This window comes from Neosynechococcus sphagnicola sy1, assembly GCF_000775285.1.
Taxonomy (GTDB): Bacteria; Cyanobacteriota; Cyanobacteriia; order Neosynechococcales; family Neosynechococcaceae; genus Neosynechococcus; species Neosynechococcus sphagnicola.
Map to the genome: position 1 here is coordinate 48,181 of NZ_JJML01000017.1, position 15,297 is coordinate 63,477.

Below are 15,297 nucleotides of genomic sequence, written 5' to 3' on the forward strand. Positions count from 1 at the left end.
GGATTGTTTTGTCCGAATTTGGAGTGACTCAAATGGTGATGCCTGAAACTGCCTACCTGCGCATTAAACAAATCCTTGGAGATCGCACCACCAACCCCCCGATTCCGCCAATCATCCCAATCGGGAAGTCGAGCTGGTGGCAGGGCGTTAAGACGGGACGCTACCCCCAACCCCTTAAACTCGGCCCCCGCACCACTGTTTGGAGAGCTAGCGACATTCAGAAATTGCTGGACAATCCCGAGCCTGCAAAAAAATAGGCGACGCCGGATCAGGGCAATCGCCAAAAAAAATCAACAAATTCTTAGGAGTATTCTAACGTGGATGATCTTTCTTTCAAAGCCAATGAATATCTCGAAGGACGGGGTATCTCTAGTCCAACACTCTCAGCACTTGGCATCCACTGGCTTAGCAATAAGGATGCCACCAAAGACCGCTACGGATATGGCAAGCTAGCCATCAGTCCTGATGGGGCGATTGTGTTCCCCCTAGAATCTTCCAAGGAAGCTGTGACGGTTATCTCGATAGCTCGAAACTATTACGCAACAGCAGAGAGCCAGATTCAGCACCTAGAGGCAATAAACAGCTATCGGCAGAGCCAAAGATTGCAGCCTGTCAAACGGACTCCCAAATATCTTTTGCCCTATGGAGATCGGGCTAAGGGTAAAGTCTACGACCCTTACGCGCTTCTGAATCCAGGCTGTGATAAACCCGTCCTCTTTGCCACGGAAGACATTATCGGGACGATTAAGGCAGCTCAGCGGGGTGTCCGAGTCCTGAGCACTTTTGGAGTTTGGCTAGGCACTCGCGAGGATCTAGCGAATTGTGAATCCGACGACTGGCAACATGAATTAGCGGAGCTATTCCCGACCTTCATGGCTGACAGCGATGCTCTAGAAAAGCCTTCTGTCACTGGGGCTTTAGTGAGAGACGGGTTTGTCCTCGATGTAAGGGTTGGCTGCTTCCCTGGTATTCCGGGTGAGCCTCAAGCCAAGGTTGGTTTGGACGAGTTTCTAGACGCAAACCCCCATGCAACAGAGCAGGAACTAGCCCAATCGGTTGAGGATAATTCCGCTGACACTCTCACCTGGTTGGAGTCCACCCTACCGGGATTGATTGAAACGCTAAGGGAACGGGGTCACAATCCGACCGCAGCCTCTAAACTTGCTACCCCAGTCATAAAAGCCGCGATCCGTGAGCTGTTGCGACATCAAGACATCCGAGATCTGCGGGTTAGCGGTTTCTACAAGAGTGTTCTAAAACCATTGGGTATCACCCTGGAGATCCTCAAACCAGAGGAGCGGGCTGTCAAAATCGCCTCAGGCGAGATGGAGGTACAAACCGCGATCGCAGAGGTGATTATCGACCTGGTTAGACGAGAGTGTGATCTATTCCACGACTCGGAGCAGGTTGCTTACGCCGATCTGATTGTGGACGATTGCCGTCATACTTACCCTCTGCGGTCGGTTGATTTTAAGCGATGGGTGGCCCGTCGGCTTTATGAAGAGCACGACAAAAGCGCCAATAACGAAGGTTTTCAGGCAGCTAGAAATACGCTGGAAGCCATTGCCTGTTTTGACGGCACCGAGCGTAAGGTCTGGCTGAGAGTGGCCCAGGATGGTGGCAAACTCTATCTAGATTTGGCGAATGATCAATGGCAAGCCGTTGAGATTGATGCTAAGGGCTGGCGGCTGGTGGATCGCCATCCAGTTCGATTTATCAGACCCTCAACCATGGGGGTACTGCCTACTCCTATTACAGGCGGCAATCTGGACGAATTACAGGAGTTATTAGGGGTTGAGGACGATGCTTGGGTACTTCTGATAACGTTCCTGCTTTACTGCTTCACCACCGGCCCGACGTTCCCAGTATTGTTGCTGGCAGCCAGTAGGGGCAGCGGCAAAACGACGATCGCTGAATTCCTGAAAAGCCTGATTGACCCTGGCAAAGCCCCCTTGATTGGGTTAACTGCTGATCACCATAAAGCATCTGTGGCAGGGGCTAGACGATGGATGCTTTGCTACGACAACATCTCAGCCATCAACCTAGAACAGTCTGATTTATTGTGCCGATTGGCTACAGGATTTGGGTTCAGCACTCGGACGCTTTTCGAGACGGATGGCGAAACTGTTTTTGAGCTGGCCCGTCCCCAAATTCTCACAGCGATTGATCATGTTGTTACCCGCGATGACCTCAGCGATCGCTTACTCATGGTGCAATTGCCAGCGATCGATAAAGCCAAGCGTCTCAAGAAAGCTGATCTCGACGCCAAACTCGAAGACTTACGCCCGAAGCTACTAGGGGCACTCCTAACCGCTCTCTCTGAGACTTTGGCAGAGCAACCCCGCATCAATCCCTCAGAACTGCCCCGGATGGCGGACTATGGGCACTTTGCCATTGCTGCTGAAACTGCATTAGGGCTTCCAGCGGGGGAGTTTCTACGGGTGTTTGATGCCAACCGGGAAGCTTCTAGGCAGGTAGTTCTGGAGTCCTCGCCCTTGGCTGAGGCGATTCAGGCAATGATCACCAGGGATTACGAGTTTAAGGGAACTGCCAGTGTCCTTCTCAAGAAACTCGAGGAATTTGCTGAGGAATCCGTGGTGAGGTCGCGGTTCTGGCCCAAAGCCAGTAATACACTCACCCGTCAGCTGAACCGATTGAAGCCTGACCTTGAGGCCGTCGGCATTTTGATTGACTCCATCTTGGAGGGAACTGGAAACGACCGTAGTCGCTTAATTTCTATCCATAAATGGGAGGTGCTACATGAGTTCTAGTCCTCCTGTTGGTGCAATTGCGTTTGGTAAATCCGGCGTCCCCTGCAAGGTCATAGAGTGCCATTCCCGCCGTATAACCTTGCTCTGCCCTAACCAGTCTCCAATCTACGTGGAACCCTCAGCGATCGTCCGTTGGGAATATTGCGCGGACGGTAGAGCAGAAAGCAAGGAAAAAGTATCGATCCAATCGATCCAAACTAGAAATGACGGACTAGAATCCCTTCCTGACAATGCTTTTGAGCTGATCGATATTGATCCAAAGTATCGATCCAGTATCGTTCCAGAATCCAAAGTATCGATCCAGAATGCGAATACCGTTCCAGGTATCGATCCAGATAAAACCCTTACCCAGAAAGGAGTTCAGGAGTCTTGGAACGATTGGATCGATTGGAACGATATTTTTACGCCACTTTCTGGTCAGGCAAATTCTGAAAACTTTCAGCCCAATATCTACCGACCTCACCCTGGCAGCATTGCCACTCCGGTCACTCAGCGAGTAGCGGACGTGCTGAGCTTCACCGCTCCCAAGTGGTGGACACCTTGCAAGATCGCCCGTTTGCCCTACATGGGTGGGGCAAGCATGGAGCAGGTCAAAAATGCCTGCAAGCGATTGCGGAGACAAGGGGTGGTTGAGTGCGAAAAGAGAGGGAAGGAGTTTCTTTGCCGATCAACCGGGGGCGGCTGGTGATGGCTAGGCCAAAGAAAAGTGAAGAGAACATCCACTCAGCCGCACGCCGTGAGGATTGTGTCAAGATGGGCAAAAAGTATGGATGGGAATTGAAGCGAGTCAAGGACAATGGCTCTGACATCTTGCCCAAAGATTGCATCTTTGAAGGTGAGCAAGTCTCGTTTACCGATATGTGGAACGACAATCAGGAGTAACCCGATGGAAATCTACGATCACTTGGCCAATAAAGAAACCCTGATCATCTATATGACCAAGGATGAAGGAGTTGGTATTCCCTTGTCTGGTGGGATGCTCACACAAGGGTCTGATACCCGCATCCTGCAAGATTCCTATGATTACCGACCAGTTCATAAACGAACGGTGAAGATTGGTGAACGGCTAACCTGTAGCTCTGTGGTGTCTAGCCTGCAACGTCGCATACTACCGACTGACTGGGTAGTAACCTCGGTGGAAAGCTATGAACCCACACAGGATGTACCAGGGTTCAGGGAAGTGACGATCGCCTACTGTGAACGGCAACCGCTCACGCTGGAAGAATTCAAGGAATGGGTCTATGACACTGGGGTAACCGTATCTGCTGATTCCTTTGGTGGGGATGAGGCGGCATACCAAGCATGGCAAGACAGCCAGAAGGAACCTGTAGTGACAGGGGTGGGGTAATTGTGAATGTCCTTATGACTATGAATCGGCTAGGCATATATGTGGAAAGCGATCTGCTTATTCCAAGGCAGGTGGAAGCGGTACATCTTGTTATCAGTAGAAAGGAGGACATTACATGAGTAGTTGGAAGTCCCTAGTTGCAATCGCCTGTGTGATTAACGCAGTAGCTACATCCCCCACTCACTCTGAAGCAGTGATAGTTAACGTTCCGAAGATTGCGGGCAAGAATCAAGCTCAAGTCTCAAAAGTTATTGGAAAACCGAAATCATGCAAACAGTCTAAGTATGGCCGGAAATGCATTTATACGAAGGCTGATACTGAGATAGTTTTTATTAAAGGTAAGGCAGATTGGATAACCATTAACAAAATGCCAGGTGCAAAATATGACAAATCTAGCCTTGCTTTACTTGGCTTCCCTGTAAAGACACCAACATTTGCGAACTTAAATGCTATGCGTTGGGGAAATATTCCAGGTTTCCTAGAAGTGTCATTTTTCCCTGAGGGTTCTTCAATATCTTATGCATACATTAAGACCAAGACAGAATGATTTCTGCGGATTCAATCTGTGGCTTCTTGGGTATGAATTTAACCTTGGCTACTGGATGCGACCGGGGTTAGTTCATCATGTATCATCGTTCATTTTTCAGCAGGTGGATTAATGAAATTATTTCAACACTTGACTAGCGTTTTATTAGGCATTGTTGCCGCATCATCTATGGTGTCTGCGGGTATTGCTGGGGGTGCATTCTCTAGTCAGCAAATTTGCAAGGCTGGCATTGCTGTGTTGATGGGTCGCAATCCAGCGATTATGAAAGTGGCTAAAACACAGGGCAATGTTATTCATCTTTCCTATGTACGCCAAGATGATCGAAAGAAATTTAGCTATCGGTGCAAGGTTGAAGGCTCGCAGGTGGCATTGGAGATGTCAGCATGACTGGGTTCTCAGCCGATATTGTTAGGGCGAAAGGATACAAACATACTATGACTTACGACTGGGATTATTGGCGGTATAAGTACGTGTCTGGGGATGACTCGCTGGAATCCCTCGCACTGCACCCAACTGCACCACAAATCGACACTCTTAAAAAACGCTCTTCAAAAGAATCATGGCCTGAGCAGAGAAGTGAATTTAGGATTAAAAAAAGGCACTGTAGTGCAATCTGACCCGGCTGCAATCCAGGCAGCAGAACAGGTGGGGGAGCTTATCAATGCGGCTGAGATCCTCAAACACCAGGCGCATATGGCTAAGAAGTTGCAGGATGCAGGGGAACGACTGCTAGAGATCCTTGAGAGAGAACCCGATCGCTGGAAACCCTCTGACGCGATCGCCGCCATCAGACTAGGGGCAGAAATTGAGCGGCAGCTCGTAGGGCTATTGCCAGGGGGAGAACAGGGAAGCCAGAAACTCACTGTAGAGGTTGTCGCTGAGACGGTTAGGCAACTCTATGGACTGGAGATAGATAACGACGCTAGTTGAGTTACCTCTGGTTACCATCGTTTACCGTAGCGTGTAAGATAGTAGGTAACTGTAGTAACCAGGGTAAACGACATGGCTAAGACTGCGATCGCTGCAAAGATACCGTCTGAGTGGAAGCAGAGCATTGATGAGATGTGCCAGCTATTGGGGATAACTCCGAGCAAATGGGTAGAGGGGGTTATTGGTGAGGCTCTGAAGAGGGACAACCCTGACACGGTTAGGAGTTTGGATAAGAGATTAACAGCCCAGATAGAGGAGCTTAGATCTGAGTTGGGGGAGTTCAGCGCTTGATTGCCCAACGGGGAAGCAGTCAAGCAGGTTTACCAGTGTTACCAGCGTTTACTCAAGAGTTACCAGAGGTAACACTGGTAACTCTTGAGCAACCACACCCCGGCTTCACTCAGCGCCAGGTCTGCCAGATGTATGGACTCAGCGCTGATAATGCCAGTCGCCAGAAAGGATTCCAGGGCGATTCTCCGGGCTACATCAGGAATGCCACGGGCGTTGACTGGGTTGTGCAAAAACAGGGCATGAAGAATCTCTACTTCCCCCCGGTGGGATGGGTGCCCCCAGAAGGGGAATAAATATGCTGACTGTGCAAAAGTCTAATTCCCTAGACGAGTTATTATTCTCTGTATTATCGTGTTTTCAATTACTGTAAATGGCAAGAGGAAATCCTAACCCCGTGCAGACGGATGAGCTAAAAGCAAAGTGGTTCAAGCGAGACGATGACTCAAAGGAACCCTTAGCAAGTCAGCTAACTTGTGTCCGCTTAACCAAGAGTGTTCATGCGGCAATTCAGGTTCTCCCCAGTAAATCCGCATGGCTCCGAAGGGTGATCGGTGAGGCTGCTAGGCGAGAACTAATGATTAATACAAGTGAACCAGAGCCAGCGATCTCAGCCCTCCAGCCAGAGAAGCCAGCCCGTAAGGGAAAAAACGTGAGGTGATGAGAATGCAGAGTGAGAACCGAGAACCGACCCTAGGAGACGTGCTGAATGAGTTGAGGTCGTTTAAAGCTGATGTAGACCAACGGTTTACCAAGCTTGAAGCTGATGTCAAGGAAACAAACATCAAATTTGATGCCTATGTGAAGGCCAGCGATCGCTTATTGGGGGTTGCAACCACGATCATCATTACCGCTGGCACTGTCACAATTTTGAGTCCCTTTGTTCAGTCTGTTGCACCTGCAATCCGATCGTTTCTCGGTAGCAATGCAGGGTAGATATACTCGTTCCTGGTCTATTTAGTTGACCAAGGAAAACTGAATCTTTGAGAGCAGCACAACAAGTTTGGGGGCACAATTGGGGGCACTCAAAAGATTCCTATGAGATAAAAGCTAGTAAAATCAGGCATTTATAGACTTTATTCTATGTCCCTATTCTCCATCATAAAAAGGTTATGCCCAATGCCGATATTGTGGCGGATAGATTTCATGATACAAAGCTCATCAATAGGCATAGTCACCAAAGCCAGAACTCAACCCATTGTCATCGTTGTTATAAGCGATTCGGTCGTTAGTCGAGTTTAAGGATGGACGCAAGGGCTTTTATAGCGATCAGGGGGGGAGGCCGTTGACCCAGTTCAAGGCTCCGGTGGATAGGGGCGCAACACCTGCTGAAGGTATTGACCAGTATGGGAGTGGGGATTGGTTGCCACCTGTTCTGGGGTGCCTACTGCCACGAGTTCCCCGCCGAGATCGCCCCCCTCGGGTCCCAAATCAATAATCCAGTCAGCACAGCGGATGACATCAAGATTATGCTCAATCACGAGGACAGAATTGCCCTTATCCACTAACCGCTGCACCACATCCAATAGCTTGTGGACATCATAAAAGGACAATCCTGTAGTGGGTTCATCAATTAAGTAGAGCGTCTTACCTGTAGCTCGCCGCGACAGTTCCGTAGCCAACTTTACCCGTTGAGCTTCTCCCCCCGAGAGGGTGGGGGCGGTCTGCCCTAGCTGAATATATCCCAGACCCACATCTACCAGCGTTTGCAGGCGATTGGCAGCCTGGAGGATATTTTCAAACAACGTCAGGCTTTCTTCCACCGTCATACTGAGGACATCGGCAATGGATTTCTCTTTAAATTTCACCTGGAGGGTTTCTCGGTTATACCGGGCTCCCTTACAGACTTCGCACTGGACATAGACATCTGGCAAGAAGTTCATTTCAATGACATTCACCCCCTGCCCACCACAGGCTTCACAGCGTCCCCCTTTGACATTGAAGGAGAACTGACCGGGTTTATAGCCTCGGGCTTTAGCCTCGATGGTTTGGGCGAAAACATCGCGAATGATGTCAAACACTCCGGTGTAAGTTGCTGGATTAGAGCGGGGAGTGCGCCCGATGGGGGATTGATCGATGACGATCGCCTTGTCGAGGGCATTTAAGCCTTCGATGGCATCCAGATGCTTCGGGAAGGGGACTTTTTGACCAAAATGGTGTTGCAGAGAGGGGTAAAGCAGTTCATTAATCAGGGTAGATTTTCCTGAACCAGAGACCCCTGTGATGCAGACCAGCTTCCCCAGAGGAATGTCAACATCGAGATGCTGGAGATTATTGCGATAGGCAGTTTTTCAGGCGTAAAGCACGGCCATTGCCCTCCCGTCGCTGGGCAGGGGTGATAATCCGCCGTCGGCCCGACAAATAGGCACCGGTGAGGGAGTCTGGTGCTGACAACACTGCCGCCAGTCCCCCCTGGGCAACAATGCGACCACCGTGAACCCCCGCACCGGGGCCAATATCTACGAGATAATCGGCGGCCCGAATCGTTTCCTCGTCGTGTTCCACCACAATCAGGGTATTGCCCAAATCCCTTAAGCGGGTGAGGGTTCGGAGTAAGCGTCCGTTATCTCGCTGGTGCAGCCCAATGCTGGGCTCATCCAGAACATAGAGCACCCCGGTCAGTCCGGCTCCAATTTGAGTCGCCAAGCGAATCCGTTGGGCTTCTCCGCCGGAGAGGGTCATGGCGGTGCGATTCAGGGTGAGGTAGTCCAGTCCCACATCCAGGAGGAATTGCAATCTGGCCTTGATTTCCCGCAGTACCAGATCCCCAATCTGCGCCTGCCGACTGGTGAGTTGAACGTTGTGAACCCGGTGCAGGCACTCGCGAATCGGGACACTGGTGAGATCGAGCATGTTGTACTGTCCCAAGCGCACCGCCAGGGCTTCTGGTTTCAGGCGTTTACCCTCACAGACTTCGCAGGTTTGATCAACCAGGTACTGCTCTAGCCTTTGCTTGTAAGCCTCGGAGTTGGCTTCATTGTACTGACGCTGCAAAATCGGAATCGCCCCTTCATACCGGCGGTTATAGCCCTTCCCCTCGCGATAGCGAGAATCAACATCAATCCAGATTTCTTCCTCGGTGCCGTACAGCAGTAGCCGTTGTTGCTGGGGAGTCAAGTGTTTCCAAGGGGTCTGAAGATCAAATTTATAGGCCTTGCCCACACTGTAGAGCAGCGAAAAATAGTAGGAATTATCTTTGTCTGACCAGGGGGCGATCGCGGCGTAGACGGGCAAATCTTGATTAGGGACAACCAGTTCCGGAGAGAACGCCCGCAGGCTTCCCAACCCATGGCAGTGGGGACAGGCTCCGTAGGGGGAGTTGAAGGAAAACAACCGGGGGGATAACTCCTCCATCACCGCCCCATGCTCCGGGCAGGCAAAGTTCTCTGAGAACACGAGGTCAAGGGGGGGAGAGACGGGGGCAGCCAGATAGGCAATCTCGGCGGTTTCAGCCACTTTGGGCAGGGTCATGAGCGGCTCTCCGGGATTGATCATAGCCTTGGGTATCTCCTGGGGCAGGATGCTAATCACCGCCACGCCCCCTGAATGGCGGAGACAGGTGGTGAGGGAATCCACCAAGCGCTCTTCCATCAGGGGCTTCTTCACCAGCCGATCGACCACAATCTCAATGGTATGCAGCTGGTTTTTATCCAGTTCAATGGCATCACTTAATTCCCGGACTTCGCCATTAATACGAATCCGCACAAATCCTTCAGCAGCTAAACTGGAGAGCAATTTACGGTGGGTGCCCCTTTTTACCCCGGACAACGGGAGCCAGAATTTGAAACCGGGTGCCCTCAGGCAATTCCAGAATGCGATCGCACATTTGATCAATGGCTTGGGGAGCAATGGAGCGATCGCAGTGGGGACAGTGGGGTTCTCCAGCACGGCCAAACAACAACCGCAGATAGTCATAGATCTCCGTCACCGTCCCAACAGTGGAGCGGGGATTGTGGGAGGTGGATTTCTGATCAATCGAGATCGCCGGACTCAAGCCTTCAATGGCATCCACATCCGGTTTATCCACCTGGCCTAAAAATTGGCGGGCATAGGCACTCAAGGACTCGACGTAGCGGCGCTGCCCCTCGGCAAAGATAGTGTCAAAGGCCAGGGATGATTTGCCCGACCCTGAAACGCCGGTAAACACAATTAGGCGATCGCGGGGCAGTTCCAGATCGATATTTTTCAGATTATGCTGCCGTGCCCCCCGCACGCGAATAGACTGCTCCGCTTTAAGGGTGAGGCGATGGGACTCATCCAGGGGGAGATGATGGCTCACCCCGGAAGCTTGGGAGCTTGGGAGTTCCTGACTGGTTGTTGTGTCAGCGGGGTTGGACATAGGGCAGGGCAAGACATGGTTCTTAACAATCTTATCGCTAGGATTCCGATTGCAGAGACAACGTCGTGACTCTCCCACTGAAGATCCAGAACCCAATTGTCATTCTTCAATCGCCGTTTCCCAAGTTTTAGCTGCCCACCCAGGACGGATGCGATCGCAGATCAACTTAGGTGCATTGGGTGTTGTTAGTATCATTTCTTCAATGTTATGGTGCATGGTTTTGCAAATTGCATCCAGCCGCAAATCATTGTCATCATGACCGAACGGGTTCTCAATTTCGAGGCCGATTTCTTCAACGCCAAACAACATAAAGCTGACTAAAAAGACCAGTGGCCCCGTCAACAACTCTAGTTCGTGCACAATCCCTAAGGGCATCAAAAAGCAGTAAATCAGCAACAACTGTTTCAGATGAATGTTATAGGCTAGGGGCATGGGTGTTCTCAAGATCCGTTCACAGACCCCCAGGGTATCCACCATCCTGCCTAGAAGCGAGTTGAGTTGAGTGGATTGGTAAATGTAGACTCGTCCAGTTTGATACTGCTGCTGGAGATAATCCTCAATCCAGACTGCAATGCGGAGCGGTGGGCAGGCTGATGCTTGCAGTTGCAAAAAATGTTCAGGGGGCACCAGTGCCTCCACTTCAGCATCGACCGCTTCATGGCGCAAATGTAGCTTCATCGCAACGGAAAACGCGACCAATAACCTTAGATTCAGGGCTTTTTTTTTCATGATCTCCTTCCTCCTGTTCCTCAACGAACACCCAAATTTGGCGAGCCAGATTTCGTACCGTGTTAATCAGGTCACCCCAGGCTTTGCGACCCTCCCAAAATCGTTCGTAGGCGGTGTTGGTGCGAAAGACAAGGAGTAAGCCCAGAACCACGCTGGGAACGACATTCCCTAGAGCGGGTATCTCAATCTGGATTCCCCCGATATGAACAATTGAGATCAGAATCCCCAATACACCACAAAGCAACGCTCGGGGGAAAACAGCCGGAAGGATTGATCCCCTCATTTGGATTGCTAGCTGGAGCCACTGGAAGGTTTTCATCGATATCATGGGCTGGGGTTTCGCTGGACTCTCGTTGACTACGGTAGGCAAAACTCAAGACAAAAATCAAGTGCAGCTTCAGTCCCCCTGAAGTGGTTTATGATCTGGGGTTGGTGTTCTGCTTATTTGGGGATGCGCTCTGTGAAGATCCTTCCAGCCCATTGGCCGTCTCTTCGGTCTCTCTTCTGGACTGGGCCTGTGTTGTTGGTCATGGGCTTATCTGCTGGCTTTGTCTCTGGTACCTGGGGGCCTATCGTCCTAGGTCTACTGACACCTGGGATGTTTATCTGTAGCCTATGGCTCTGGTTCCAGGTGACGGGGCAGCGCTTTTGGAGCCAACGTTCTACCCAGGTGGGGGGCAATGCCCTGGTGGCAACCTTGGCAGTTTTAGTGATTCTGGGTTTGGTCAACTTTCTAGGGGTTCGGTACGACACTCGCATTGACTTGACCGAAAAGCAATTGTTCACCCTCTCTCCCCAATCACAACAGGTTGTCAAAGAGCTGAAGCAACCCGTAAAAGTCTGGGTGTTTAGTGGGCAATTGACATCCCCCGATCGATCACTGTTAGAAAACTTTCATCGTCAGAACCCGACACAATTTAGCTTTGAAGTCGTTGATCCTCAAGCTCAACCGGCTCTGGTGCAGAAGTTTGATGTCAAAGAATTCGGTGACGTGTTTTTGGAATCGGGCAAGCGGCGGCAGTTTTTGCAGTCCGTGCGGGAAAATCGTCTGTCTGAGTCCAAACTGGTCAATGCTCTGGCACAACTGAATAATGGTCGTCAGACCCAGGTCTATTTCCTCCAAGGTCATGGCGAGCATTCCCTTGAATCGGGGCAAGGTGCGTTCTCAGCGGCAGTCAAAGCCCTAGAAGCCAAAAGTATTCTCAGTAAACCGCTGAATTTGGCCGTCACGGGCAAGGTTCCAGGGGATGCCTCGGTGGTAGTGGTCGCTGGCCCCCAGCAAACGTTATTAGAGGGGGAAGCCAAAGCTCTGGAAGCCTATCTGAAGCAGGGGGGAAATTTACTGTTGTTAATTGACCCCAATACCAATCCAGGCTTAGAGACCCTGCTCAAAAGCTGGGGAGTAACCTTAGACAATGCCATTGCCATTGATGCCTCGGGGAGGGGGCAGTTGGTGGGGTTGAATCCAGCGGCTCCCCTGGTGACCCATTATGGAGATAGCCCGATTACCCGCGATTTTGGCAATAACACCTCGTTTTATCCCCTGGCAAGACCCCTGGAAATCACCCCCGTTGATGGCGTCAAATCCACTCCTCTATTGCTGACGAATGAGCAGAGTTGGGCAGAAACGGATCTCCAAAGTCAGGACTTGAAATTTGATGCCAATGCCGATCGCCGGGGGCCTTTGATCTTGGGGGTGGCCCTCAGTCGTCCGGCAACTTCCTCTTCCTCCCCCAGTCCAGCAGCAAAACCAGGGGCGACCCCCAGTCCCCAGAAACCCGAGTCCCGCTTGGTGGTAATTGGCAATTCACAATTTGCCATGGATGGGCTGTTTGATCGAGTTTTAAATGGAGATGTGTTTTTGAACTCGGTAACCTGGCTAGGTCAACAGCACGACAGTATCCTTTCAATTCGACCCAAAGAGGATGCCAATCGACGACTGACGATTACTACCGAACAGGGACGCCTATTGAGTTTACTGGCCCTGGGGGTGCTGCCCCTGCTAGCCTTTGGGACGGCAACGTTTCTGTGGTGGCAACGCCGTTAGGGGTTCTTGTCTGTGTTCATAGGGAGCGATCGCGATGAAATTGCAACCACTGACCTTGACTTTACTGTTCCTGGCCTTGCTATTAGGAGGGGTAGTCTACGTTTTTGAGATTCAGGGGGCTCCCCAGCGGCAAGCGACCCAGGCGCAATCGCAGCAGTTATTTACTTTTAAAGCTGAAGCGGTAGCCGGAATTACCCTCACAACCTCCCAGCAAACCCTTGTCTTCCAGCGAGGGATTTCATCCCCGCCATCCCCCACCGCCGCTGCATCTGCGTGGACTGTAGCGCTTCAGGGAGCCACGGCCAAAGCTCAGACCCCTGCCAATCAGACCTTGGTCACGGAGTTTTTAAACCTGCTGGCAACGGGGCAACGCGGCACCTTTGCCAGCAATTCCACCCAAAACACCCTCATGGTGGAGAAGGCCAGATCGCTGGAATTTGGTTTTCAGCCACCTCTGGGGACGATTCAGGTGCATCTGCAAAACCAGACAACTCACATCCTGGTGTTGGGGAAGCCCAACTTCAACCGCACCTTTGTATATGCTCAGATTGACCCACCCACCCCACCCACCCCGGAGATCACCCTGGGGTTAGTTCCCATGGAATTGACAGGGTTCCTCCAGCGCCCCCTAGCTGAGTGGCAACAGTAAGGACATGGGGAGCAGCGGCGAGGGGGGTTCAGATGACCCAGACTACATCGTTCCCAGGGGCAGATAGATGGTGAGAACTTCGCCCCGTTGGGGACGTTGCCGAACAATCAATTTGCCCCCCAAAGCCTGAAAAACGGTTCTTGGTAACCGCGAGGTTCAAACTGAGATTGCCAGTTTCGGGTTGAAACATCAGCAATTGCCCAATGGAACGGAGTGTTGGTTGGGCTGGCGTTGTCTCAGCAGCTGCGTTGGAACTATCCTGATGGGCCTGAAGTTTCAGCTTCAATTGACTCCCTGCCAGCGTGATTTGAATTTGGATGTGGTGACCCGTCGGTAGATTGCGCGTGAAGCGTTCAATTAAACCCGTCAATGCCTGATCCAGGATGGCTGGGTGGCTGACAATGGTCGGCATCTGATGGGGCAGATGGACCTCTAAGGTGAGATTGCGGCGGCTAGCTTGTTGCTGCCAGCGAGGAATGCTCTGCTGCAATAGTTCACCGACCGAAGTGGGAGACAGGGGCATGGTGGCAGATCGGGCGGGAGCCGTTTCTAATTCCACAACTTGAAAGATCAGATTAAATCGATCAATTTGCTCCGTACATTCGCGATCAATCCCCTCCAATTGTCGAATGACTGCGGCAGGTAACCCCGAACGCTTGAGGATCAGACGGGTAAGGGTACGAATGGTTGTTAGAGGGGTGCGCACCTCATGGGTGATCGCTTGTAATAACTCAATATCCGGGCTGAGGGTGGGGGCGCAGAAACTCTTTGGCACCGGGTGTTCCCCTGCGGCTAGCTTCCACCGAGTCGCTCCCCGTCGGAGTCGCCGCAGTCGAACCACGGGGGGAGGTGGTACATATCTCAGCAACAGCTGGCTAAAATGCATCACCGTTTCATAGGGAGGTACCACGGGCGCAAATTGCTCAACCAGCTGCTCTAATTCATTGATCATGGCGGGAAGGTTGAGTCGCTGGCGCAAAATCTGCCAACCCTGGAAGATCACCTCTGGATGAAAGGAGAAGCGAAATGCGATCTCATCTGCCAGATCAACCCCACACGCCATAACCAGGCTCCAGTGAGCCGTCAACACTAGGCAAAATTTTTCGGCTGCCAAGGGATCCTGGCTCTGGAGGGAGAGGGAATACATGGGAACATGCCCCAAGGACAGTGGATGGGATTCTTTGACGGGTGGTAACTGGAAGGTTGACCGACCCCTGCCATGTCCGGGTGCCAAGGTGAAGTTACAGGTTTGCAATCGCGTCATCAGCTGGGGATGACTCAAAACTGGGAGCGGCCCTGCCACTACCAGACCTTGAATGAGTGACTGGGAGGGTACCGATTGGTTGTTGGGGAATAGGGTTTGCAAGAGGAGAAATTCTAGCGCCGCGATCGCTCCACGCCATTCTCCTTCGGCTTTGTCTTGTTGCTGAGCGATCGCGGTTGTTGGGCTAGCCACCGATAAAAGGCTGACCTCGGGTGTCTGGTTCCGGGCTAGTAATTCACTTAAGGTCGTCAGTGTCCCTTGCGATTCCAAGACTATCTCCCTCTGGCATTTGTGATGCCTCACCCCGGCCTTCTCTGACCCAATTATTACTGGATTTGTCCTTAGCTTACTGGAGCTTAGAGCCTGAGGGTAGGCGGAAACCGAA

The 15,297-nt window shown here is 51.6% G+C and carries 16 protein-coding genes and 1 pseudogene; 13 read left to right on the forward strand and 4 right to left on the reverse strand.

The features are described 5' to 3' along the window. Positions 1–32 precede the first annotated feature (32 nt). The 11 genes from DO97_RS08490 to DO97_RS08545 all read left to right on the forward strand — a co-directional run bounded on the left by DO97_RS08490 (position 33) and on the right by DO97_RS08545 (position 6,820). Positions 33–257: a helix-turn-helix transcriptional regulator gene (locus DO97_RS08490; RefSeq protein ID WP_036532478.1), complete on the forward strand. Its 225-nt coding sequence runs from the start codon at positions 33–35 to the stop codon at positions 255–257. Positions 258–317: 60 nt separating this feature from the next. Beyond that, positions 318–2,771 carry a hypothetical protein gene (locus DO97_RS08495; RefSeq protein WP_036532480.1) on the forward strand — a complete coding sequence of 818 codons (2,454 nt, stop codon included), beginning with the start codon at positions 318–320 and terminating at the stop codon, positions 2,769–2,771. 109 nt (positions 2,772–2,880) lie between these two features. Continuing rightward, positions 2,881–3,459 carry a hypothetical protein gene (locus DO97_RS08500; RefSeq protein WP_204368541.1) on the forward strand — a complete coding sequence of 193 codons (579 nt, stop codon included), beginning with the start codon at positions 2,881–2,883 and terminating at the stop codon, positions 3,457–3,459. 65 nt (positions 3,460–3,524) lie between these two features. Further along, positions 3,525–3,653 carry a hypothetical protein gene (locus DO97_RS27560; protein WP_275574981.1) on the forward strand — a complete coding sequence of 43 codons (129 nt, stop codon included), beginning with the start codon at positions 3,525–3,527 and terminating at the stop codon, positions 3,651–3,653. A 4-nt stretch (positions 3,654–3,657) separates the two neighbouring features. Continuing rightward, a complete protein-coding gene (locus tag DO97_RS20870) occupies positions 3,658–4,119 on the forward strand; it encodes a hypothetical protein (protein ID WP_052128535.1) in 462 nt (153 codons plus the stop codon). Positions 4,120–4,234: 115 nt separating this feature from the next. Next, positions 4,235–4,666 (forward strand): hypothetical protein, encoded by a 432-nt coding sequence (locus tag DO97_RS08515; protein ID WP_036532485.1) that lies wholly within the window; start codon positions 4,235–4,237, stop codon positions 4,664–4,666. 111 nt (positions 4,667–4,777) lie between these two features. Next, positions 4,778–5,053 carry a hypothetical protein gene (locus DO97_RS08520; protein ID WP_036532487.1) on the forward strand — a complete coding sequence of 92 codons (276 nt, stop codon included), beginning with the start codon at positions 4,778–4,780 and terminating at the stop codon, positions 5,051–5,053. Between the two features lie 306 nt (positions 5,054–5,359). After that, positions 5,360–5,596: a hypothetical protein gene (locus DO97_RS08525; RefSeq protein WP_204368542.1), complete on the forward strand. Its 237-nt coding sequence runs from the start codon at positions 5,360–5,362 to the stop codon at positions 5,594–5,596. 72 nt (positions 5,597–5,668) lie between these two features. After that, a complete protein-coding gene (locus DO97_RS08530; protein ID WP_036532491.1) occupies positions 5,669–5,887 on the forward strand; it encodes a hypothetical protein in 219 nt (72 codons plus the stop codon). Beyond that, a complete protein-coding gene (locus tag DO97_RS08535; protein WP_036532493.1) occupies positions 5,884–6,180 on the forward strand; it encodes a hypothetical protein in 297 nt (98 codons plus the stop codon). Before DO97_RS08530 ends, DO97_RS08535 begins: the two co-directional genes overlap by 4 nt. Before the next feature lie 370 nt (positions 6,181–6,550). Next, positions 6,551–6,820, forward strand: coding sequence for a ssr2422 family thylakoid membrane protein (locus DO97_RS08545; RefSeq protein ID WP_072016407.1), 270 nt, complete (start codon positions 6,551–6,553; stop codon positions 6,818–6,820). 359 nt (positions 6,821–7,179) lie between these two features. Here DO97_RS08545 and uvrA read toward each other — a convergent pair. The 3 genes and pseudogenes from uvrA to DO97_RS26210 form a co-directional block, all read right to left on the reverse strand. Next, positions 7,180–10,223, reverse strand: a pseudogene (gene uvrA, locus DO97_RS30190) (excinuclease ABC subunit UvrA). 99 nt (positions 10,224–10,322) lie between these two features. Beyond that, on the reverse strand, positions 10,323–10,952 hold the full coding sequence (locus tag DO97_RS08555) for a bestrophin family protein (RefSeq protein ID WP_239651577.1): 630 nt from the start codon (positions 10,950–10,952) through the stop codon (positions 10,323–10,325). Beyond that, a complete protein-coding gene (locus DO97_RS26210) occupies positions 10,879–11,235 on the reverse strand; it encodes a bestrophin family protein (RefSeq protein ID WP_239651578.1) in 357 nt (118 codons plus the stop codon). Before DO97_RS26210 ends, DO97_RS08555 begins: the two co-directional genes overlap by 74 nt. 177 nt (positions 11,236–11,412) lie before the next feature. Between DO97_RS26210 and DO97_RS08560 the strand changes: the two genes are divergently transcribed. After that, positions 11,413–12,999, forward strand: a complete 1,587-nt coding sequence (locus DO97_RS08560; RefSeq protein ID WP_239651579.1) for a GldG family protein — start codon at positions 11,413–11,415, stop codon at positions 12,997–12,999. A 34-nt stretch (positions 13,000–13,033) separates the two neighbouring features. Next, the gene (locus DO97_RS08565; protein WP_052128536.1) at positions 13,034–13,648 is read left to right on the forward strand and encodes a hypothetical protein; all 615 of its coding nucleotides are present in this window, start codon (positions 13,034–13,036) and stop codon (positions 13,646–13,648) included. A gap of 28 nt (positions 13,649–13,676) precedes the next feature. Here DO97_RS08565 and DO97_RS08570 read toward each other — a convergent pair whose 3' ends face one another. Further along, positions 13,677–15,182: a sensor histidine kinase gene (locus DO97_RS08570; protein WP_052128537.1), complete on the reverse strand. Its 1,506-nt coding sequence runs from the start codon at positions 15,180–15,182 to the stop codon at positions 13,677–13,679. Positions 15,183–15,297 lie beyond the last annotated feature (115 nt).

Excerpts from the sequence above, each read along its gene's own strand:
- DO97_RS08525 (WP_204368542.1), top strand. The coding sequence starts at position 5,360 with ATGGCTAAGAAGTTGCAGGATGCAGGGGAACGACTGCTAGAGATCCTT.
- DO97_RS08520 (WP_036532487.1), top strand. The coding sequence starts at position 4,778 with ATGAAATTATTTCAACACTTGACTAGCGTTTTATTAGGCATTGTTGCC.
- DO97_RS08565 (WP_052128536.1), top strand. The coding sequence starts at position 13,034 with ATGAAATTGCAACCACTGACCTTGACTTTACTGTTCCTGGCCTTGCTA.
- DO97_RS26210 (WP_239651578.1), bottom strand. The coding sequence starts at position 11,235 with ATGAGGGGATCAATCCTTCCGGCTGTTTTCCCCCGAGCGTTGCTTTGT.
- DO97_RS08555 (WP_239651577.1), bottom strand. The coding sequence starts at position 10,952 with ATGAAAAAAAAAGCCCTGAATCTAAGGTTATTGGTCGCGTTTTCCGTT.
- DO97_RS27560 (WP_275574981.1), top strand. The coding sequence starts at position 3,525 with ATGGGCAAAAAGTATGGATGGGAATTGAAGCGAGTCAAGGACAATGGC.
- DO97_RS20870 (WP_052128535.1), top strand. The coding sequence starts at position 3,658 with ATGGAAATCTACGATCACTTGGCCAATAAAGAAACCCTGATCATCTAT.
- DO97_RS08530 (WP_036532491.1), top strand. The coding sequence starts at position 5,669 with ATGGCTAAGACTGCGATCGCTGCAAAGATACCGTCTGAGTGGAAGCAG.
- DO97_RS08545 (WP_072016407.1), top strand. The coding sequence starts at position 6,551 with ATGCAGAGTGAGAACCGAGAACCGACCCTAGGAGACGTGCTGAATGAG.
- DO97_RS08515 (WP_036532485.1), top strand. The coding sequence starts at position 4,235 with ATGAGTAGTTGGAAGTCCCTAGTTGCAATCGCCTGTGTGATTAACGCA.
- DO97_RS08490 (WP_036532478.1), top strand. The coding sequence starts at position 33 with ATGGTGATGCCTGAAACTGCCTACCTGCGCATTAAACAAATCCTTGGA.